The sequence below is a fragment of the Rhodoferax sp. ZS1R25 genome (genome assembly GCF_056521335.1).
In genome coordinates this window covers 2,038,172-2,057,516 of sequence record NZ_JBWMAZ010000001.1, presented here as the reverse complement: position 1 = coordinate 2,057,516, position 19,345 = coordinate 2,038,172, and the positions used below count along the sequence as shown (strand labels likewise).

The following is a 19,345-nucleotide window of genomic DNA, read 5'->3' as shown; positions in this document are numbered from 1 at the left end:
GAAACCATGAACAAACCTACTTACGTCCAAGACTACAACGCCATCATCACGGTGTTGAACAAGTACAACGATGGCTGCAAGCAAGCCCAAAGCAGCATCATGAAGCCGGCCTTCAGCGAACAGGCGACCATTTTTGGCGTCGGCGCCGACGGCAAGCTGACCGGTGGTGCAATTCAGAATCTCTTCGACGGCATCGACAGCGCCTTTCGCCCATCACCGGAAGCGCAAAACGCGATCGTCAGAATTGACATTGTCGGCACCGCCGCCAGCGCCCGAGTCGACACCAATGACGTATCTGGTTTCTGCTTCACCGACTTTTTCCATCTGCTGAAGGTCGATGGCCGTTGGACCGTGGTCAGCAAGATTTACCACACCCACATCGCCCCCTAAGCAGGCTGATTCATTCACTTGCAGCTTCGGTGCACACAGCGCGTGCTGTGCTTGATTTCTGATTCCTCCGGGTCTCTATGACGGCACAGCCAACGGTGCGAAAGTTGGTTTGTGGAGCTGCAATGGTGGGAAAAAATCAGCAATGGGCCTTCAATGCCAACGGCACTATCACCAGTCAAGGACGACGTGAAAGAATTGGGTAGATACAAACACGATATTTCATGATTGACAGGTCTTGCAGAAGACCGAATACTGTTGGAAACCGAGCAAGGGGTCCCACTACCGTGCCTCCTCGTTAGCTCGCGTTATGTCGTGAAAGCCTTGCAGAAACCTACAAGAACGGGGCACAACATGGTGACTACTGAATTCACTCGCCTCGGGGTACCCAAGCGCTGGGCCTGGTGGATGGGTGGGTTGGCTGTGATTCTGATGAATTGCGTCATGGTCAAGTCCCTCCAGGCGGCGGAACCAGAATTGAAGTTGCTCGTTGCATCGCAAGTCGCCCCCAAGATGTTTTTGGACGAAGACGGGAAGCCAACAGGCTACGTCACCCAGGTTGCTGTTGCCATTATTCGTCGTGCGGGCTATGCGCCGGTGGTTGACGCAGTGCCGTGGGCGAGGGCATACAAGTTAGCCCAGGAGGGTGAGGGAGTCTTGGCTGGCCTGTCCAAAACGATTGAACGCGGAAAAATATTCAACTTTACCGACGTCGTGCTTGAGGACCGCGTCCAAGTCATAACCTTGAAGAAAGCCGATCTCAAGATAGCCCAATTTTCTGACCTCAAAGGTAAGCGCGTCGGGATTCAACGTGGTTCGTCTTATGGCGAGCAGTTCGAAGCGGCGCTCCCGACGTTTTACGAAGATCGAGACAACAGTGGCGATTCCCGTTTGAATAAACTTGTTGCTGAACGGATCGACGCGGCAATACTGTCAGGTGGTAACACTGCGGTTAAGTACTATTCCAAACTTGCCGGCGTTGACATGTCTCTACTGACCGTGCAAACGCCACCTTTGGTTGTTGACCTAAATTACATTGGGATTGCAAAGACAAGACCCGATCAGGCGGAAGTGATGGCAAGGCTCAATGCCGCCATCACGGCGATGCGTGCAGATGGCAGCATGGCCAAGATCGTTGCGGCATGGGAACACTGATCAACCCAATGTTGTGTACCGCACGGAAGGAAGCCCTGGTTTGACTTAGGGTCCAGAGGAATGAGATTTCGAAGGCCTGCGGTGTGCGAGCTGCGATGTCCTTCCTCCACCTGACGGGTACAACCATGAACTTCAGTTTCCGCGTTCCCCAGTCCCCGACCGACAGCATGTGCACGGTGCTGGCCTATTTCGCAGTCTGGTTCTTTGCGTCCCTGACTGCGAGCGCCTGCCTGGCCGGGGTGTCGGCCCTGTTTCGTTAATCTGCGCTCACAGCGTCGGCCAGCAGCACGACCTCCAGATCCCGCCGCGAGTGGACCCAGGAATCGCGGGTGACGTCGCGTGCGTGCTCCCACTCGAGGTTGGAATCACCGCGCACGGTGGGCCACTCCAACGCGAGGTCGGATTCCACCTCCTCAAAACCCCGGTCCGGGAATTTGGCGGACGCATGAATCCCGAACACGTAGGCCGGTGCATAGTCGTCAAAAACCGCTCCATCATCAACATCCGGGCGGTTCGCAAAATGGTCGCGCCAATAGGCATATTCGGCGGCCGGGTCCATCGCTTCGACGGCATAGGCGGCAGCCGTGGCACTGGGGTTGAGGTGTTCGGTCGTGTTGGCGGTGGGCATAGTCGGCTCACTTGCAAGGTTGTGAAAGAGTGTGGTTCGTGCCAGCACTGCGTGAACAGGGCTGGCGTGGAAATATTCTTTCAATGCCGCGGCGGCTTCTGTACGTCAACACACAGATGTTGTCCCGCCGCCGTTTTATACCTTCCACAGCGTGAACGAAACGCGGCACAGCCGCAATTCCCCATCCACCTTCGGCCTCAGGACGAGCAAGGAGTTTCCATGCCGCGTGCAATCTGGAAAGGCGCCATTACCTTTGGTCTGGTGCATGTACCGGTAACCCTGTACCCCGCCTCGCAAGAGGTCGGCATCGATTTCGATTGGCTCGATAAACGCTCCATGGACCCCGTCGGCTACAAGCGCATCAACAAACGCACCGGCAAGGAAATCCAGAGCAAAGACATCGCCAAAGGCATTCAGCAGGAGGATGGGAACTATGTAATCCTGAGTGAAGACCAGATCAAGGCCGCCTATCCCAAGTCGACCCAGACCCTGGAAATTGAAGCCTTTGTCCAGGCCCGCGAGATCCCCTTCACCCTGCTGGAAACGCCGTACTACCTGGAGCCCCTAGGCCGGGGCGGCAAGGTCTACGCCCTGCTGCGTGAAGCCATGCTGGAAGCCGGGGTGATCGGTATCGCCCGGGTGGTGATGCACACCAAGGAACATCTGGCTGCCCTGGTTCCCATCGGTGCGGCCCTGGTGCGAAAAAAGGTAGCCGCCAGTGAAGCCGAAAGCGTAACCCTGCTGGAGAATGCCCCAGACGCTATTGCCTCCAATGTGGTCGATTTGACCGAACTGCTGGCCAGCAGCCTGTCCAAGCGCAAGCCAGCCAGGAAAAATGGCACCAAGTCGGGGCGCTAACCCCGTAATGCCGTCAGGAAATACTGTCAGGAATGTCCTATCGACGGGGAAAGGCCGACGGTTTAACATACCTGAACCGTTGGAGCAGCGCAAAAAGCTGCACATTAGAGATAGAAGCATGGAAGTAGACCTGAAAACCGAGAGCTGGGCATTTCTCTCCACCAAGCCCGCTGGCCGCCGTGAAAACCGTTACGCGCTCTTTGCCGTACTGGTATCGGCCCTCTTTTTCTTCTGCGCCGTGCCCTACGCCAAGACGCCCTTGGCGCAGTTTCCGGCCTTTATTCCTATTTACGTGTCCTGGCTGGTGATCTGCGACCTGATCACCGCGGCCCTGCTGTTTGGGCAGTTCAGTGTGTTGCGCTCCGGGGGCCTACTGGTCATGGCCGGGGGCTACCTGTTCACCGCCTGTATTACCACCGCCTACGCCATTATTTTTCCGGGCCTCTTTGCCCCGCCCGGCCTGTTTGGCGCTGGCCCCCAGAGCACCTCGGCCATGTACATGTTCTGGCACGCAGGCTTTCCACTGTTCGTCATGGCCTACACCCGGTTCCAGGCTAAGGAGGCGGCCCCCACGCTACCGCTGCCCAGCAGTGCCGTGCGCGAAAGGGCGCGCGCTGCGATTCTGGGCACCATCGGCGCAGTACTGACCGTGGTGCTGGCCTACTTTGCGTTTGCCACGGGCGGTTCTGCCTACATACCCACGTTTCTCAACGGCAACATGACCACCGATCTGGGACGGTTGTTTCTGCTGGGTGTATGGATATTGAGCCTACTGGCCCTGGCCACGCTGTGGCTGCGCAAGCCCCATACCGTGCTGGACCTGTGGCTGATGGTGGTGATGTGCGTGTGGATCTTCGACATCGCCCTGGCCGCACTGCTGAACACGGGCCGCTATGACCTGGGCTGGTACACGGGCCGGATTTACGGCCTGCTGGCGGCCAGCTTCCTGCTGATCGTGCTGCTCGTCGAGGACGGCAAGCACTACGCCCGGCTGGTGCATCTCTCGGTGGCCTTGAGCGCCGCCAACAAGCAGTTGGCCCATTTGTCCCGCCACGACGGGCTGACCGAGCTGGCCAACCGGCGCTTCTTTGATGAGTACCTGGCCGAGCAGATTGCCGTGGCCAGCCGTTACAACCGCGCCCTGGCCTTGGTCATGTGTGATGTGGACCAGTTCAAGGCCTACAACGACCATTACGGACACCAGATCGGCGATGCCTGCCTGCAACAGGTGGCAATGGCCATCCAGTCCTGCTGCAACCGCCCCGCGGACAAGGCCGTGCGCTATGGCGGTGAAGAATTCGCCATCATCCTGCCCGACACCGAGCTGGCTGGCGCAGTGCGCATTGCTGAAGCTGCCCGCGAAGCCGTCACGCGGCTGCAAATTCCCCATGGGCATTCTTCGGTGGGCGCACATGTCAGCATCAGCGGCGGTGTGGCCGTGCTGCTGCTGCGCGCAGACATGACGGCGCAGCAGCTGATTGCCGCGGCAGACCAGTGCCTGTACCGGGCCAAAAACCTGGGCCGCAACCGGGTGATCACCACCTAGCCAGTGCTCCGGGCGTGGTGTCAAAATGCAGCAGTGCGGGCCTGGCCTGCACCCTGCAAGGAAAGACGCCATGACCCCAGCCCCCATCCCCAGCAACGAGGACGATCGCCTGCAGGCGCTGCGCGCGCTGCTGATTCTGGACACTCCCCCCGAAGAGCGGTTTGACCGCATCGTGGCCTTTGCGGCCGAGGAGTTCGAGGTGTCATCGGCACGCGTGTCGCTGGTGGATTCGGAGCGCCAGTGGTTCAAGGCCGCCCATGGTGAGGAGCAAGGCGAGTCGCCGCGTGAAACATCTTTCTGCGGCCATGCCATCCTGAAAGACACGCCCATGGTGGTGCCAGATGCGGCGCAAGACCCCCGCTTTGCCGACAACCCCATCGTCACCGGACCGCCACACATCCGCTTTTATGCCGGTGCGCCCTTGACGCTGCCCACAGGGCAAAACGTTGGCACGCTCTGCATCTTTGACAGCCACCCCAAGGAGATGGATGCGATCGGGCTGGCCATCCTGGTCTCCCTGCGCGACTTGGTGGTGGAAGAGCTGGTGCGCAGCACCACGCCGGAATGAGCACTGCCATGACCTCCTATGCCCCCGACATCCTGCTGGTGGAGCAAAGCGCCATGGTGGGCAACATCATTGTTTCCACCGCGCGGCAACTCAGCATGCCCAAAGTGCGCCTGGTCACCAGCATCCGCAGCGCCCAGCAGCAGCTGGAGACGCAGCCTTTCAGCGCAATGATTACCTCGCTGGAAGACGAAGCCGCAGCACTGGAGCTGATACAGGGGCTGCGCAGCGGTGCGTTCAAAAGCCATTCGGACACCCCCGTGGCCATCACGGCTGCGCTGTGTGACGTGCACCTGGCCCACCGGCTCAAGGTGCTGGATGTGCGCCGCATCCTGCTCAAGCCCTTCAAAATCCGCGATGTGATTTCCACCGTCGAACTTTTGACCAACGCGGCCACGGTGTAGATCGGCCAGCACAACCACTGTCACACGGCCCTAGCACGCAACTTGCATACTCAAGGCCTTTAACAAGGAAAAACACAGATGCCCTCGATCAACTTCATAGGCGGCGAAAAAGGCGGGGTGGGCAAATCAGTCGTGGCCCGCGTGCTGGCCCAGTATTTCATCGACCAGGGGCGTGCTTTCACGGGCTTTGACACCGACCGCTCGCACAACTCGTTCACGCGCTTTTATGCCGACTACGCCGCCTCCGTGGTGGTGGACACCTACGAAGGCCTGGACCTGGTAGCCGGCGTGTTTGAGGATGAGCCCATCGAAGGCACCTACCCGAATGTGATCGTGGACCTGGCCGCGCAAACCGCGCTGCCGCTGGCGCGCTGGGTCAAGGACTCGGACCTGGTCTCGCTGATGGCCAGCCTGGGCGTCACCGTCAATTTCTGGCACGTGGCCGATGCAGGCAAGGACTCGGTGGACCTGCTGGACCGGCTGGTGGCCACCTATGGCCCGGGGCCCAACTACATCGTGGTGAAAAACCTGGGGCGCGGCAGCGATTTCTCGCAGCTGCAAGACTCCGCCGCCCTCAAGAAAGCCGTGGCACTGGGCGGGCATGTGGTTTCGCTGGGGCAACTGCACGAAGCCAGCATGCGCAAGATCGACCGGCAAAACGCCAGCTTCTGGGCCGCCATCACCCACAAGGGCGGTGAAGACAGCCTCGGGCTGCTGGAGCGCCAACGCGTCAAAACCTGGCTCAAGACCACCTACGCCACGCTGGACACGCTGCCACTGGGTTAGCATGCAGGCACGCATTGTTTAGAGGGAACCCACTGATGCCGTTGCAGCCTTTTCACCTGGCCATTCCTGTGTACGACCTAGCCATCGCCCGCCAGTTTTATGGCGAGGTGTTTGGCTGCGAAGAGGGCCGCAGCAGCGCCCAGTGGGTGGACTTCAACTTCTTTGGCCACCAGCTGGTGATCCACCTAGCGCCCAAAAATGATTCCCAAACCCACGCCCACACCAACGAGGTGGACAGCCACCATGTGCCGGTACCGCACTTTGGCGTGGTGCTGGCCTGGGACACCTGGCACGCGCTCGCCGAGCGGCTGAAAAGCCGCCACACCGCGTTTGTGCTGGAACCTGGCATCCGCTTCCAGGGCCTGGTGGGCGAACAGGCCACCATGTTTCTGCTAGACCCCTGTGGCAACGCGCTGGAGTTCAAGGCTTTCAAGGACATCGGCCAGTTGTTTGCCAAATAAGCCCACCCCTCTCTGAACAGGCACCCCCATGGAAACTTTGATCAGCGAATTCGGTCGGGAAGTCTTCGATGCGGGTGTCACGGTGTTCAGTGTGGGCGACGCGGGCGAATCGGCCTATGTGATCGAGTCGGGCTGTGTGGAGGTACTGGTGGGCCCGCCTGCGGCGCAGCAGCGCGTGGCCGTGCTGGCCCAGGGCGCCATGTTTGGCGAAGTGGCCCTACTGGACCGCCAGGCCCGTACCGCCACCGTCCGCGCCCTCATCCCCACCACGCTGGTGCGCATCGACCGCACCCATGTGGAAGAGCTGCTGGGCCGGGCCGACCCGGTGATTCAGTACCTGCTGCGCCTGCTACTCGAGCGCTTTCGCAACAAGACCCAGGGCGATACCGCCGCCCCGGCCTCTGCATTTCCCGCAGTGACGGAGCCGTCCCCGCCCACCGACTTGCATGCCGCCGCGGTGCGCACGCTGTCGCTGGCACATGACCTGTCCGACGCCATTGACCGTGGCCAGCTGGACCTGTACTACCAGCCCATCGTGCGGCTGGGCAATGGCTCGCTGGCAGGGTTTGAGGCCCTGGTGCGCTGGCGCCACCCCCACCTGGGCGTGGTGCGGCCCGACGAATTCATTCCCCTGGCCGAAAAAACCGGCTTGGTGCACCGCATTGGCCAATGGGTGCTCAAGCGCGCCACCACCGACTGGCCGCTGCTGCGCCAGCGCTGCGCGGCCACCTCGCACAGCGCGCCCTTTGTCAGCGTCAACCTGTCGGCGCCCGAGCTGTGCAACCCCGGCATCGTGCAAAGCATCCGCGAATGCATTGCCAGCTCACACATCACCGCGTCCGAGCTGCGTATCGAGCTGACCGAGACCGTCATCATCAGCAGCGTGGAGCTGGTGTCCAGCGCCATTGCGCAGCTGCGTGACATGGGGGTGGGCATTGCGCTGGACGACTTTGGCACGGGCTACGCCGGCCTGGATTACTTGCAAACGCTGCCCTTCACGGCCATCAAGATCGACCGCGCCTTTGTGGCGCAAATGCACGACTCGGAACGCAGCTTCCAGATCATCAAATCGGCGCTGGAGCTGTCGCGCCTGCTGGGCATTGCCACTGTGGCCGAGGGAATTGAAGACGCCAAGACCGGCGCCATGCTGGCCGAGATGGGCTGCGACTACGGCCAGGGCTACCACTACGCCCGCCCCCTGCCCCTGCAAGACCTGCTGGGCGCCGTCGCCGCTACATAACCGGGCGCACCTTGCGCAGGCCGGTGTTCAGCGCGCGCAGGGCCTTCTCGCCCGACGGTGTGCGCTGAAAGCACACATACAGGTTCTTCACATCCAGCACCTTGGCGTTGGTTTGCAACTGCAGGGCTGCACGGCCAATCTCGGGATCGGTGCGCACCAAGTGTTGGTACACGTGGCTGTCGATCACCACCAGCTCCAACCGGCCTGCCGCCAGCTTCAGGATGTTGCTGCGGTCATCGGGCACCTCTTCGGCCAGCACCGTTTTTTGGGCAATGCGGGCGTCCAGCTCTTCGGTATTCACGAAGCCGCGCACCACGCCAATGTGCCGGCCCTGCAGGTCGTCGTAGTTGGCCCATTTCACGGGGCTGTCAATGCGCTCCAGAAACACCATGGTGCTGCGCCCTATAGGCTCGGAGAACAAATAGCGGCTGGCGCGCTCACGCGAGTAGTAGGCGGGAAAAAAGCCAATGTAGGCAGAGTCTGGCTCGACCAGACGCACCGCCCGCGACCAGGGGAAGAACTGGATTTCCACCGAGGTTCCGGTGACCTTCAGGGCATCGGCAATGGTGCTCGACACAAAGCCCAGGCCAGGCAGCGCGGCGCCTGTGTAAGGTGCCCACTCCAGGGTGGACATTTTGTAATCGGCGGCCAGCGCCTGCGGTGCCAGACTGCCCCACAGGCCCAGCACAAGTCCCCATGCGACCAAGGTTCGCCACATATGTGTCATAGGGGTCTCCAACGTTAAATACCCGGTTTTTGACAGGATGGTAGCGCCCTTTTGGGAGAATTGGCTGGGCACGGGGCTTGCGTTCCCCCGGCGGTGCCCAGCCCCTTGCGCTGGCATACTCTGCGCCAGTGATTTCCTCTTCTGATTCCCGCCCTGTGGACCCCGTGTCCCCCCCCACCGATGTGCTAGCCAGCGCACGCGCCAGCATGGCTGCGGCCGAGCACTACGACGAGCTGCGCGGCCACACCACGCCCAAAACCCGCAGCCACACTGCGACCGACCCCGAAGATGCTATGGATTCCATAGCTGGCGGCGCAGACTTTACGGGGGCTTGGGGGCAATTCTTTGACAATCTGGAGACCCAGAGCGGCACCGACATGGACGCCCGCGCCGCCAGCCTGCAGCGCCAGATCCGCGATAACGGCGTCACCTACAACGTCTACGCCGATGCCGAGGGCCCACAGCGCCCTTGGTCGCTGGACCTGTTCCCGCTGGTGGTCGACGCCCCCAGCTGGCAGCACATCGAAGCCGGTGTGCAGCAGCGCATGCGCCTGCTGGAGGCGGTGATGGCTGATGTGTACGGCCCGCAAACCTATTTGACCCAGGGCCTGCTGCCCCCCGCTTTGGTGCACGGCCACCCCGGCTACCTGCGCCCCATGGCCGGCGTGCGCCCCGTCGGTGGGCGGCATCTGCATGTGGCCGCGTTTGACCTGGCCCATGGCCCCGATGGCAACTGGTGGGTCGTGGGCCAGCGCAGCCAGGCCCCCAGTGGCCTGGGCTACCTGCTGGAAAACCGGCTGGCCGTGTCGCGCCAATTTCCTCAGGCCTTTCAGGCGCTCAAGGTGCAGCGCCTGGCTGGTACCTACCGCGCGCTGATGGACAGCCTCAAGGCCCACTGCCCGGCCGGGACCGATGCCCACATCGCCCTGCTGACGCCCGGCCCCTACAACGAAACCTATTTCGAACACGCCTACCTGGCCCGCTACCTGGGCCTGAGCCTGGTGGAAGGCAGCGACCTCATCGTGCGTGACGAGCGCCTGTTCCTGCGCACGTTGCGTGGCCTGGTGCCGGTGCACGGCCTGCTCAAGCGCGTGGACGACCAGTACCTGGACCCGCTGGAGCTGCGCCCCGACTCCACGCTGGGCGTGCCCGGCCTGCTGCAGGCCATACGCGCGGGCAATGTGCTGGTGGCCAATGCGCCAGGCTCGGCGTTCCTGGAATCCCCTGCGCTGCTGGGCTTTCTGCCCGCGCTGGCGCGCCATGCGCTGGGCGAAGAGCTCAGCCTGCCCGCCCTGTCCACCTGGTGGTGCGGCGAACGCAGCGCCATGGAAGACGCCCTGGCCCGCCTGCGCGAGCACACCATCAAGCCCACCTATCCGGGCTCGGCCATCCACACCAGTTTTGAATCGGTCATCGGCCACAGCCTGGGTCAGACCGCGCTGGACGCCTGGGCCGGCCGCATCATGCGCCAAAGCGAAGACCACACCGTGCAGGCCTACATGCCGCTGTCGCAAATGCCCACCTGGCACAGCGCCGGTCCTGGGCAGCGCGGCGCCATGGTGGCGCGCTCGGTGCTGCTGCGCGTGTTTGCCGTGTCCGACGGACTGGATGCCGCAGGCCGCCCACACTGGCGCGTGCTGCCCGGGGGCCTGGCCCGCGTGGCCGGCACCAGCGCCGACATTGCCAGCATGCAGCGCGGCGGCAGCAGTGCCGATGTCTGGGCCCTGACCGAAGGCGAGGTGGACAACACCACCCTGCTGCCCACGGCACTGACCCCGGCTGTGCTGGCCCAGCGCAAGCGCCTGGTCACCAGCCGTGCCGCGGAGAACCTGTATTGGCTGGGCCGCTACACCGAACGCTCGGAGAACACCCTGCGCCTGGCCCGCCTGACGCTGGAATGCTTGGGCGGCGAGAACCAAACCTCGGCCCCGCTGCTGCAATGGCTGTCGCAGCAGGCCGTGGCCAACACGCTGGTGCTGCCCGGCACGCCATCGGCCGTGCAGGCACGCCGCGTGTTCGAGCGCACGCTGATCGCCAGCCTGGCCTCGGCCGAGGGCGCCACCAGCGTAGGCTTCAATGTGCGTGCCTTGAAGATGGCCGCCGCCACCGTACGCGAGCGGCTCTCGCAAGAGCACTGGCACACCATCGTGCGCACCGAGGAAGAACTATTTTCCCAATGCGCCCGCCTGGCTGCCCAGGGCGACTACTCGCCCGCGCAGGCCCTGCGCGTGCTGAGCGAGGTGAGCGACCAGCTGGCCGCCATCACCGGCGCGCAGACCGACCGGATGACGCGCGACGACGGCTGGCGCCTGCTCAGCATTGGCCGCCATGTGGAGCGCCTGCACTTCCTGGCCAGCGCGCTGGCGCGTAGTTTTGAGACCGGTGCAGTGGACACCGACGGCGGCTTTGAGGCCCTGCTCACGCTGTTCGACAGCACCATCACCTTCCACGCCCAGTACCAGCAAAGCCGCGACATTGCCGCGTTGACCGACCTGCTGGTGCTGGACCGCGACAACCCGCGTTCGCTGGCCTGGGTGGCCCACACGCTGCGTGGGCGCCTGGCCAAACTGGCGCAAAGCCCGGCGGGTGAGCTCAGCAGCATGTCGCTGCAGGTGCCCAACCCCGACAGCTGGGACCTGGCCCACCTGTGTGAAACGCCCGAAGGCGAGCCCAGCGCGCCCGCGCTGCGCGCGCTGCTGGACGGCTTGAGCGACTGCGCCTTTGACGTGTCTGAGGACATCAGCACCACCTACTTCACCCACTCGGGCCAAACCAAACACAGCGTGGGCACCTGATGCTGCTGCAAGTCACCCACAACACCCGCTACGACTACCAGCCGGCCGTCGAGACGGCGCAGCACGTGGCCTACCTGCAGCCGCTGCGCCACGCCAGCCAGAACCTGCTGAGCCACAGCCTGACCATCAGCCCGCTGCCCGCGCAGCAGCGCAGCACCGTGGACGTGTATGGCAATGCACGCTGCTTCTTCTCGCTGCAGGTGCCGCACACGGTGCTGGAGGTGAAGGCCCAAAGCCTGGTGACCACGGCCACCCACGACCTGCCCGAGAGCGAGCAGCCATGGGAACAACTGCGCGACCGGCTGCGCTACCAAGCCCACACGCCGTTTGAGGCGGCCTCCGAATTCGTCTTCGCCTCGCCTTTTGTGCCGCGCCGCCAGGAGTTTTCGGGCTACGCGCGGCCCAGCTTTGTGGCCGGTGCCAGCGTGCTGGCCGTGGCGGTGGACCTGATGGAGCGCATCCACGCCGACTTCACCTACGAGAGCGAGAGCACCCAGATCAACACCCCCGCGCTGCAGGCGCTGGAGCAGCGCAAAGGCGTGTGCCAGGACTTTGCCCACATCATGCTGGCCGGACTGCGCAGCATGGGCCTGCCAGCGCGCTATGTCAGCGGCTACCTGCTGACCCAGCCCGCGCCGGGCGAGGTCAAACTCATTGGCAGCGATGCCTCACACGCCTGGGTCAGCGTCTACGTGGGCGACCTGCCCGAGGGCCAGCGCTGGGTAGACCTGGACCCCACCAACAACCGCTGGGGCTGGAATGCGCCGGGCGTGGACTACGTGACCGTGGCCACCGGGCGGGACTTTGGGGATGTGTCACCGCTGCGTGGCGTGATCCACGGCGGCGCCAGCCACACGCTGACCGTGGGCGTCACAGTGGAAGAAATCCGCGGCGACAATAGCCGTTCCGAGCCCACGGCGGCGCCTGCACCGACCTCCAGCCAGACCCAAAGCCAAGGGCAAAACCAGTCCCAAGGCGGCGGTCAGAGCCAAAACCAGGACGCTATCAATTAAGTAGCTGCTCGCGCAATGCCTACGGGGCTAGAGGCACTTTTTATACCTAACGACAGGAAACACCATGAGCATTTACGACAAACTCACCGCCCTGAACATCACCCTGCCCCCGGTGGCTGTGCCTGCCGCGGCCTATGTGCCTTTTGTGCAGACCGGCAACCTGGTCTTCATCAGCGGCCACATCGCCAAAAAAGACGGCAAGCCCTGGGTGGGCCAGTTGGGCAAGAACACCAGCACGGAAGAAGGCAAGGCCGCCGCGCGCGCCATCGCCATCGACCTGATGGGCACGCTGCACGCCGCCGTGGGCGACCTGAACCGCGTCAAACGCATCGTCAAGGTCATGTCCCTGGTCAACTCCACGGGCGACTTCACCGAACAGCATTTGGTGACCAACGGTTGCAGCGAGCTGCTGGGCGAAGTGTTTGGCCCGCAGGTGGGTGCGCATGCGCGCAGCGCCTTTGGCGTGGCGCAAATCCCCATGGGCGCTTGCGTGGAAATTGAACTAATCGCCGAAGTGGCCTAATTCAGCAGCAACGCCGAGCCCTGGGCATGGCCCAGGCTGGGCGCCACTTTGAACACGGCCACCGCCTGGGCCAGCTGGGCGGCCTGGTCGCGCAGGCTCTCGGCCGCGGCGGCACTCTCTTCCACCAACGCGGCGTTTTGCTGCGTCATCTGGTCCAGGTTGCCTACCGACTGGTTCACCTCGGCAATGCCCGCGCTTTGCTCGCTGGACGCCGCGGTGATCTCGCCAATCACGTCCACCACGCGGCGCACGCTTTGCACAATCTCCTGCATGGTGGCACCCGCATCGGTCACCAGCTTGGTGCCTGACTCGACCTTCTCCACCGACGTACCAATCAGGCCCTTGATCTCCTTGGCGGCCTCGGCGCTGCGGCCAGCCAACGAGCGCACTTCACTCGCCACCACGGCAAAACCGCGACCCTGCTCACCGGCGCGTGCGGCTTCCACTGCGGCGTTCAGCGCCAGGATGTTGGTCTGAAAGGCGATGCCATCGATGACGGAAATGATGTCGGCGATCTTCTTGCTGCTGGCGTCGATCTGCTGCATGGTGCTGACCACCTGCGACACCACCTCGCCCCCGCGCTGGGCCACGTTGGAGGCATTGGCGGCCAGCGTGGCGGCCTGGTGGGCGTTGTCCGAACTCATGCGCACGGCGTGCGTCAGGCTGTCCATGCTCGATGCGGTGGAGGCCAGGTTGCTGGAGGTTTGCTCGGTGCGCTGGGCCAGGTCGTTGTTGCCGGAGGCAATCTCGGTGCTGGCGGTGGCAATGCTGTCGGTGCTGTGGCGGACCTGGGAGACCATCAGCCCCAACGAGCGGTTCATGGCGGCCAGCGAGCGCATCAGGTCGCCGAACTCGTCGGCGCGGGTTTCGTCCACATGGCCGCTGAGGTCGCCCTCGGCAATGCGGGCGGCCAGGTCATTGGCCTGCAGCAGCGGCTTTTTGATGGAGCGGATCAGGAAACCTGCGCCCACCAAAATGCCGCTGATCAGTCCCACCAGGCTCAGCGCCGAGGACAGGATGAGCTTGCGCCCCTCGGCTTCAAAACTGTCGCGCAACGATTCGTTGGCGGCGTCCTGCATGGACACAAAATCCTGGTGGGCCTTTTGCAGGGCCAGCACGGCGGGGCGGTACTGGGTTTCCACGAACGCACCCATCTCAGTGGGTTTGGTCACCTTGAGCAGCGCGGTCTGGCTGGTCAGGTCCTGCAGCTTCTTGCGCAGATCGGTGATTTTGGCGAGCTGGGCCTTGTCCGCCTCGGTGGGGTCGGCGGCTTCGATGGCCTTTTGCAGTTCTTCAATCTTGGCATTGCTCTCCGCAATTTCGTCCTTGAAGGCCTTGGCCACGCCGGGGTCGATGGACACCACCACGGCATAGGCCCGGGTGGCATTCACGTCCACCAGGGCCGCCCACTGGTTGGCGGTCTTGATCTGGGCCAGCATGGCCGCGTTGACGGCGCCATAGGCTTCGCGGGATTTGCGGGACTGCAGGGCGGTAAACGCGATGATGGCGGCCAACAGCAGCACCATCACCCCCATGGCCGACCACAGCTTGGTGGCCAGACGCAGTCGGTCAAAACGCATTCCAATCTCCTTTAATTATTCTGTAATTAAATCACGGCAACCGCGGCTACAGAACGGAGAAATTACGGGATTTACCCTGCCCCCGCTGGCGTCAAACGCCACAGGGCTTGGTCGTGGACGCGGGCCAGGGCTTGGGCCTCGACCCGCACAGGCGCCACATCGGCCAGCGGCCGCAACACAAAGGCCCGCTCCTGCATGCGCGGGTGCGGCACGGTGAGCGTGGGGCTGTGGATGGTGGCGCTACCGTACAGCAGCAGGTCCAGGTCCAGCGTGCGCGGGGCGTTGCGGTAGGGGCGCTCGCGCCCGGCCTGCAGCTCCAGCTGCTGCAGCACGTGCAGCAGTGCGGGGGCGGTCAGGGTGGTGGACACCTCGGCCACGGCGTTCACGTAGTTGGGACCGCTGGAATCTATCGGCGCACTGCCGTAGAACGGGGACTGCTGGGTCAGCGTGAGCTGGGGCACTGCCGCCAAGTCGCGCAGTGCCAGTTGCAAGGCCAACACCGGGTCCCCCAGGTTGGCCCCCAGGCCGATATAGGCCAGCACCGGAGCGCGCATGGCCGTGGCCGGCTTTATTCGGCGCTGCCAGAACCCTCGCCCGCGCCCTTGGCTGCGCCAGAGCGGCGACGGCGGCGGCGTTTGCGGGGAGCATCGCTGGTGTCCGCGGCAAATTCAGCCTCCGGCGCATCCTCCCGCTCAGCGGCGGGTTTGGTGGCTGCTGCGGAAGCGTCTTTGGTGGGCGCGCGGTGCACGCGGGGCGCCTGTTTGCGTTGCTGTTGCTCGCTGCGCACCTGGTCTACCATGTCCTGGCGCAGGTCGTCGTCGGCCATGCTGAACTCTTGCCACCAGTCGGCCAGCAGTTCATCAATCTCGCCGGCGTCGGCGCGCAGGCGCATGAAGTCAAACGCGGCGCGGAAACGCGGCTGCTCCACCATGCCAAATGGCGTGGCACCCACGCGCTTCTCGAAGCGGGGCTGCATGAGCCAGATTTCGCGCATGTCGCCAGCCAGCTTGCCGCGGCCCGACACATCGCCAATGCGGGCGTTAAACACATCCTCGATCGCGTCTTGCAACGCGGGGTGGCTGTGCTGGCCGGTGCGGATGCGCTGGGCCCAGCCATCGCGCACATCGGCCCACAGCACGCAGGCCAGCAGGAAGCTGGGCGCCACGGGCTTGCCCTCGCCGACGCGGCGGTCGGTGTCTTTCAGCGCAGCGGCTACAAAGGGCTGCTCGGCGCGCTCCACCACCACATCCAGCAGCGGGTAAATGCCGCGGGCCATGCCCAGCAACTTGAGCTGTTCTACCGAGGCCAGGGCGTGGCCGGTCTGCAGCAGCTTGAGCATTTCGTCAAACAGGCGGCTTTGCGGCACGTCATTCAGCAGGCTTTGGCTCTTGATCAGCGGGCCTGCGGTTTTGGCTTCCAGCTTGAAGCCCAGCGGGCTGAGCTTGGCGGCAAAGCGCACGGCGCGGATGATGCGCACCGGGTCTTCGCGGTAGCGTGTGGCGGCGTCACCAATCATGCGCAGCGTGCGGCTCTTCGCGTCTTTCAAGCCATTGTGGTAATCGACCACGATCTGTGTCTCGGGGTCGTAGTACATCGCGTTGATGGTGAAGTCGCGGCGCACCGCGTCTTCTTCCTGTGGGCCCCAGACGTTGTCGCGCAGTACGCGACCCGTGCTGTCCACGGCGTGCTTCATGCCGGCCAGTTCGCTCTTGCTGGTGCGTTCGTTGCCGGCGACCTGCTCGGCCGCGGCGTTGTCCAGGTAGGCGCGGAAGGTGGAGACTTCGATGACTTCATGCTCGCGTCCGCGGCCATAGACCACGTGCACGATGCGAAAACGCCGTCCGATGATGAAGGCGCGACGGAACAGGCCTTTGACCTGTTCGGGCGTGGCGTTGGTGGCCACGTCAAAGTCTTTGGGGCGCAGGCCTACCAGCAGGTCGCGCACCGCGCCGCCCACCACGTAGGCTTCAAAGCCGGCTTGCTGCAGGGTGCGCACCACGTTGAGCGCGCGTTCGTCCACCAGGTTGGGGTCGATGCCGTGGACAGACGCAGGCACTTCCACGCGTTTGCCAAACTGGGGCTGTTTTTTGGCGGCAGACGGGCTCTTGCCCAGCAATTTATCGATGAATTTCTTGATCAAGAGAAGGTTCCAAGCGGTCAGGGCCGCGGGTCAGGGAAAGAGGTCAAGTATGCGCCATCCGCGCTCTTGGGCCAGGGTGCGCAGGCGCGCGTCGGGGTTGGTGGCCACGGCCACATTCGCTTTTTCCATCAAGGGCACATCGTTGATGGAATCGGAATAGAAAGTGGTGTGCACGGTGTCCCAGCGCAGGCCGCGGTCGCTGAGCCACTGGTCCACGCGTGTCACCTTGCCTTCGCGGAAGGAGGGCACGCCGGCAATCTCGCCGGTGTACCAGCCGGTGCCGCCGGGGGCATCGTCCTTCACCAGGTCCACGGCAATCAGGTCTTCCACGCCAAACGCCGTCGCAATGGGGCGGGTTACAAAAGCGTTGGTGGCGGTCACGATGATCACCGTGTCGCCCGCGGCCTGGTGGTCCTGCACCAGCTTCAGGGCTTGGGGTTGGATGGACTTTTGGATCACAGCCCGCATGAAATCTGCGTGAGCCGCTATCGATTTCGCAGCACCCTGCTTCACCACGGCTGCTGTGGCAAAGCGGCAGTAGGCATGGATGTCCAGGGTGCCGGCCTTGTAGTGCTCGTAGAACGCGTGGTTTTGCGCCTGGAAACTGGCGGCATCCGTCCACCCCAGTGCGGTCGTGAATTCGCCCCAGGCGAAGTCCGAATCCAGCGGAATCAGGGTGTGGTCCAAGTCAAAAAGGGCAATTTTTTTCAGGGTCATTGGTTGTCCAGCATGGCTTTGATCATGGGAATGGTGATGGCGCGCTGGGTTTGCAGCGCGTAGCCGTCCATCAGTTCCAGCAGCTCCATGAGGCTGCCCAGGTCGCGGCTGAAGCGGTTGAGCATGAAATCCATCACCTCGTCGCTCAAAAACACGCCGCGCGCGTCCGCCGCCTGGCGCAGCACCGAGCGGCGCTCGGGTTCACTCAGCAAATGCAGGCCAAACACATGGCCCCAGCCCAGGCGGGTGCGCAGGTCGTCGCGCAGCTTGAGCTCCACGGGCGCCAGCTCGCCAGCGGCCAGCACCGGGCGCTGGTGGGTCTGGGCGTTCACAAACCAGTTGAAGGCCATGTGCTGCTGCTCGGCGGTGTACAGCTGTACATCGTCCATCAGCACCGCGGCCCAGTTGTCGTCAAACTCGGCGGGCTCCAGCACCGTAGCGTCCATCCAGCCCACGCGGGCGCCCTGCTCGCGCAGCGCCTCACGCGCGGCCTTCAGCAAGTGGCTTTTGCCGCTGCCCTCGGGACCCCAGAAGTAGGTGGGCACGGGGGAGCGGTTGTGCGCACTGCCTTTGGCGCCAATCCACAGCTCCAGGTGCTTGAGCGCCGCCTCGTTGGGGCCGGCGAAGAAATTCGCTACCGTCGGCCCGGCGGACAGTCCTATGTCCAGCGCGATCTGTTGCATGGTCAACGTCTTATCCCAGATACAAGCGGCTGGCCAGGTAGCCCGTGCGCATGCGCCGCACCGCCACCAACAGCACTGCGCTGGCTGGCAGCGCGATCAGCACGCCCACAAAACCAAACAGCTGCCCAAACGCCAACAGCGCAAAAATCACGGCCAGCGGGTGCAGCCCGATGCGCTCCCCTACCAGACGCGGCGTCAAATACAGGCTTTCCACCAGCTGGCCCACGCCGTAGACCACAGCCACCATGACCAAGGGGTAAACCAGCCCACCGCTGGAAAACTCCAGCAACCCGGCAAACGTCGCCAGCACCAGCCCCACGCCAAAGCCGAGGTAAGGCACCGAAATCGCCAGCCCCGTAAAGATGCCAATCGGCAAGGCCAGGTCCAGCCCAAACAAGGCCAGGCCCACGCTGTAGGCCACCGCCAGAATCAGCATCACGAGCAACTGGCCGCGCAGGTACTGACCCAGCACCGCGTCGGCCTCGGCCAGAAAGCCGTCCACACCCTCGCGCAACCGGGGCGGCACCAAATCGCGCGCCTGGCCCACAAAACGGTCCCAGTCCATCAGCAAATAAAACAGGGCAACAGGAATCAGGATGGCGTTGCCGATGATGGCAAAGGCCACGCTGCCCCCCAGCTTGACCGATGCCAGCACGGAGCCCAGCGCGTCTTCCACGTTGGCGTTGAGGTACTTCATGACAAAGCCCTTGATGCTGGCCACATCCAGTGAGACACGGATGCCCCACTGCGCCAACCAAGGCTTGACGGTGGAGTTCACACTGTCCAGCAGCACGGGAAATTGCTCGCGCATCAGCGGCAGTTCTTTGGCGAAGATGGGAACAATGAGCAGCAGCACACTGAACAGCACCACCACAAACAGCAGCTCCACCACCACCACCGCCGCCAGACGCGGGATACGGCCCCGCCCCACGTCGTCCAGCCAATCGACCAACGGGGTCAGCGCATAGGCCAGCACCGCCGCCACCACAAAGGGGGCCAGCACCGGGGCCAGCAGCCATAGCGCGAGCGCCACCAGTCCTGCGATCAGGGACCAGGCGGTGAATCTTTTTTGGGCGGGGGTGAATTCCATAGACTGAGGTGAACCCTTAAAACGCAGTTTCAGCGAAGACTAACAAT

General features: G+C 63.4%; 21 protein-coding genes. 13 read left to right on the top strand and 8 right to left on the bottom strand.

Going from position 1 to position 19,345, the window contains the following annotated elements:
* The first annotated feature begins 6 nt into the window (after nt 1-6).
* The 3 genes from AC097R_RS09870 to AC097R_RS09860 all read left to right on the top strand — a co-directional run bounded on the left by AC097R_RS09870 (nt 7) and on the right by AC097R_RS09860 (nt 1,802).
* The gene (locus tag AC097R_RS09870) at nt 7-390 is read left to right on the top strand and encodes a nuclear transport factor 2 family protein (protein ID WP_479597907.1); all 384 of its coding nucleotides are present in this window, start codon (nt 7-9) and stop codon (nt 388-390) included.
* 351 nt (nt 391-741) lie between these two features.
* On the top strand, nt 742-1,542 hold the full coding sequence (locus tag AC097R_RS09865; protein WP_479597906.1) for a substrate-binding periplasmic protein: 801 nt from the start codon (nt 742-744) through the stop codon (nt 1,540-1,542).
* A 125-nt stretch (nt 1,543-1,667) separates the two neighbouring features.
* Entirely contained in the window at nt 1,668-1,802 is a 135-nt protein-coding gene (locus AC097R_RS09860) for a hypothetical protein (protein WP_477892389.1), read from the top strand.
* Here AC097R_RS09860 and AC097R_RS09855 read toward each other — a convergent pair.
* Complete coding sequence (locus tag AC097R_RS09855; protein ID WP_479597905.1) at nt 1,799-2,170, bottom strand: hypothetical protein; 372 nt, start codon at nt 2,168-2,170, stop codon at nt 1,799-1,801. The genes AC097R_RS09860 and AC097R_RS09855 overlap by 4 nt on opposite strands.
* A gap of 219 nt (nt 2,171-2,389) precedes the next feature.
* On the opposite strand from AC097R_RS09855, the gene ku reads away from it, so the two are divergent.
* The 7 genes from ku (at nt 2,390) to AC097R_RS09820 (ending at nt 8,030) form a co-directional block, all read left to right on the top strand.
* Nucleotides 2,390-3,028: a non-homologous end joining protein Ku gene (gene ku / locus AC097R_RS09850; RefSeq protein WP_479597904.1), complete on the top strand. Its 639-nt coding sequence runs from the start codon at nt 2,390-2,392 to the stop codon at nt 3,026-3,028.
* A 118-nt stretch (nt 3,029-3,146) separates the two neighbouring features.
* The gene (locus AC097R_RS09845; protein ID WP_479597903.1) at nt 3,147-4,574 is read left to right on the top strand and encodes a sensor domain-containing diguanylate cyclase; all 1,428 of its coding nucleotides are present in this window, start codon (nt 3,147-3,149) and stop codon (nt 4,572-4,574) included.
* 70 nt (nt 4,575-4,644) lie between these two features.
* Nucleotides 4,645-5,142: a GAF domain-containing protein gene (locus AC097R_RS09840; RefSeq protein ID WP_479597902.1), complete on the top strand. Its 498-nt coding sequence runs from the start codon at nt 4,645-4,647 to the stop codon at nt 5,140-5,142.
* Between the two features lie 8 nt (nt 5,143-5,150).
* Nucleotides 5,151-5,543, top strand: coding sequence for a histidine kinase (locus tag AC097R_RS09835; protein WP_479597901.1), 393 nt, complete (start codon nt 5,151-5,153; stop codon nt 5,541-5,543).
* Nucleotides 5,544-5,621: 78 nt separating this feature from the next.
* On the top strand, nt 5,622-6,329 hold the full coding sequence (locus tag AC097R_RS09830; protein ID WP_479597900.1) for a P-loop NTPase family protein: 708 nt from the start codon (nt 5,622-5,624) through the stop codon (nt 6,327-6,329).
* Nucleotides 6,330-6,364: 35 nt separating this feature from the next.
* Nucleotides 6,365-6,790 (top strand): VOC family protein, encoded by a 426-nt coding sequence (locus tag AC097R_RS09825; RefSeq protein ID WP_479597899.1) that lies wholly within the window; start codon nt 6,365-6,367, stop codon nt 6,788-6,790.
* A 28-nt stretch (nt 6,791-6,818) separates the two neighbouring features.
* Nucleotides 6,819-8,030 carry an EAL domain-containing protein gene (locus tag AC097R_RS09820; RefSeq protein WP_479597898.1) on the top strand — a complete coding sequence of 404 codons (1,212 nt, stop codon included), beginning with the start codon at nt 6,819-6,821 and terminating at the stop codon, nt 8,028-8,030.
* On the opposite strand, the gene AC097R_RS09815 is transcribed toward AC097R_RS09820, so the two are convergent.
* Nucleotides 8,023-8,757 (bottom strand): substrate-binding periplasmic protein, encoded by a 735-nt coding sequence (locus AC097R_RS09815; RefSeq protein WP_479597897.1) that lies wholly within the window; start codon nt 8,755-8,757, stop codon nt 8,023-8,025. The genes AC097R_RS09820 and AC097R_RS09815 overlap by 8 nt on opposite strands.
* A 77-nt stretch (nt 8,758-8,834) precedes the next feature.
* Here AC097R_RS09815 and AC097R_RS09810 point away from each other — a divergent pair, with 77 nt between their 5' ends.
* From AC097R_RS09810 to AC097R_RS09800, 3 genes are all read left to right on the top strand, one after another.
* Complete coding sequence (locus tag AC097R_RS09810) at nt 8,835-11,552, top strand: circularly permuted type 2 ATP-grasp protein (protein WP_479597896.1); 2,718 nt, start codon at nt 8,835-8,837, stop codon at nt 11,550-11,552.
* Nucleotides 11,552-12,565 carry a transglutaminase family protein gene (locus AC097R_RS09805; RefSeq protein WP_479597895.1) on the top strand — a complete coding sequence of 338 codons (1,014 nt, stop codon included), beginning with the start codon at nt 11,552-11,554 and terminating at the stop codon, nt 12,563-12,565. Before AC097R_RS09810 ends, AC097R_RS09805 begins: the two co-directional genes overlap by 1 nt.
* A gap of 64 nt (nt 12,566-12,629) precedes the next feature.
* Nucleotides 12,630-13,088: a RidA family protein gene (locus AC097R_RS09800; protein ID WP_479597894.1), complete on the top strand. Its 459-nt coding sequence runs from the start codon at nt 12,630-12,632 to the stop codon at nt 13,086-13,088.
* On the opposite strand, the gene AC097R_RS09795 is transcribed toward AC097R_RS09800, so the two are convergent.
* The 6 genes from AC097R_RS09795 to AC097R_RS09770 all read right to left on the bottom strand — a co-directional run bounded on the left by AC097R_RS09795 (nt 13,085) and on the right by AC097R_RS09770 (nt 19,298).
* Nucleotides 13,085-14,668, bottom strand: a complete 1,584-nt coding sequence (locus AC097R_RS09795) for a methyl-accepting chemotaxis protein (RefSeq protein WP_479597893.1) — start codon at nt 14,666-14,668, stop codon at nt 13,085-13,087. The two genes, AC097R_RS09800 and AC097R_RS09795, sit on opposite strands and share 4 nt — an antisense overlap.
* Nucleotides 14,669-14,739: 71 nt before the next feature.
* Nucleotides 14,740-15,222 (bottom strand): 2-amino-4-hydroxy-6-hydroxymethyldihydropteridine diphosphokinase, encoded by a 483-nt coding sequence (gene folK / locus AC097R_RS09790; protein ID WP_479597892.1) that lies wholly within the window; start codon nt 15,220-15,222, stop codon nt 14,740-14,742.
* Nucleotides 15,223-15,236: 14 nt separating this feature from the next.
* Nucleotides 15,237-16,808, bottom strand: coding sequence for a polynucleotide adenylyltransferase PcnB (gene pcnB / locus AC097R_RS09785; protein ID WP_479597891.1), 1,572 nt, complete (start codon nt 16,806-16,808; stop codon nt 15,237-15,239).
* Nucleotides 16,809-16,838: 30 nt separating this feature from the next.
* Complete coding sequence (locus AC097R_RS09780) at nt 16,839-17,525, bottom strand: HAD family hydrolase (RefSeq protein WP_479597890.1); 687 nt, start codon at nt 17,523-17,525, stop codon at nt 16,839-16,841.
* A complete protein-coding gene (gene hda, locus AC097R_RS09775) occupies nt 17,522-18,208 on the bottom strand; it encodes a DnaA regulatory inactivator Hda (RefSeq protein ID WP_479597889.1) in 687 nt (228 codons plus the stop codon). The genes AC097R_RS09780 and hda overlap by 4 nt, the downstream gene beginning before the upstream one ends.
* A 10-nt stretch (nt 18,209-18,218) precedes the next feature.
* Nucleotides 18,219-19,298 (bottom strand): AI-2E family transporter, encoded by a 1,080-nt coding sequence (locus AC097R_RS09770; RefSeq protein WP_479597888.1) that lies wholly within the window; start codon nt 19,296-19,298, stop codon nt 18,219-18,221.
* Nucleotides 19,299-19,345: the final 47 nt, after the last annotated feature.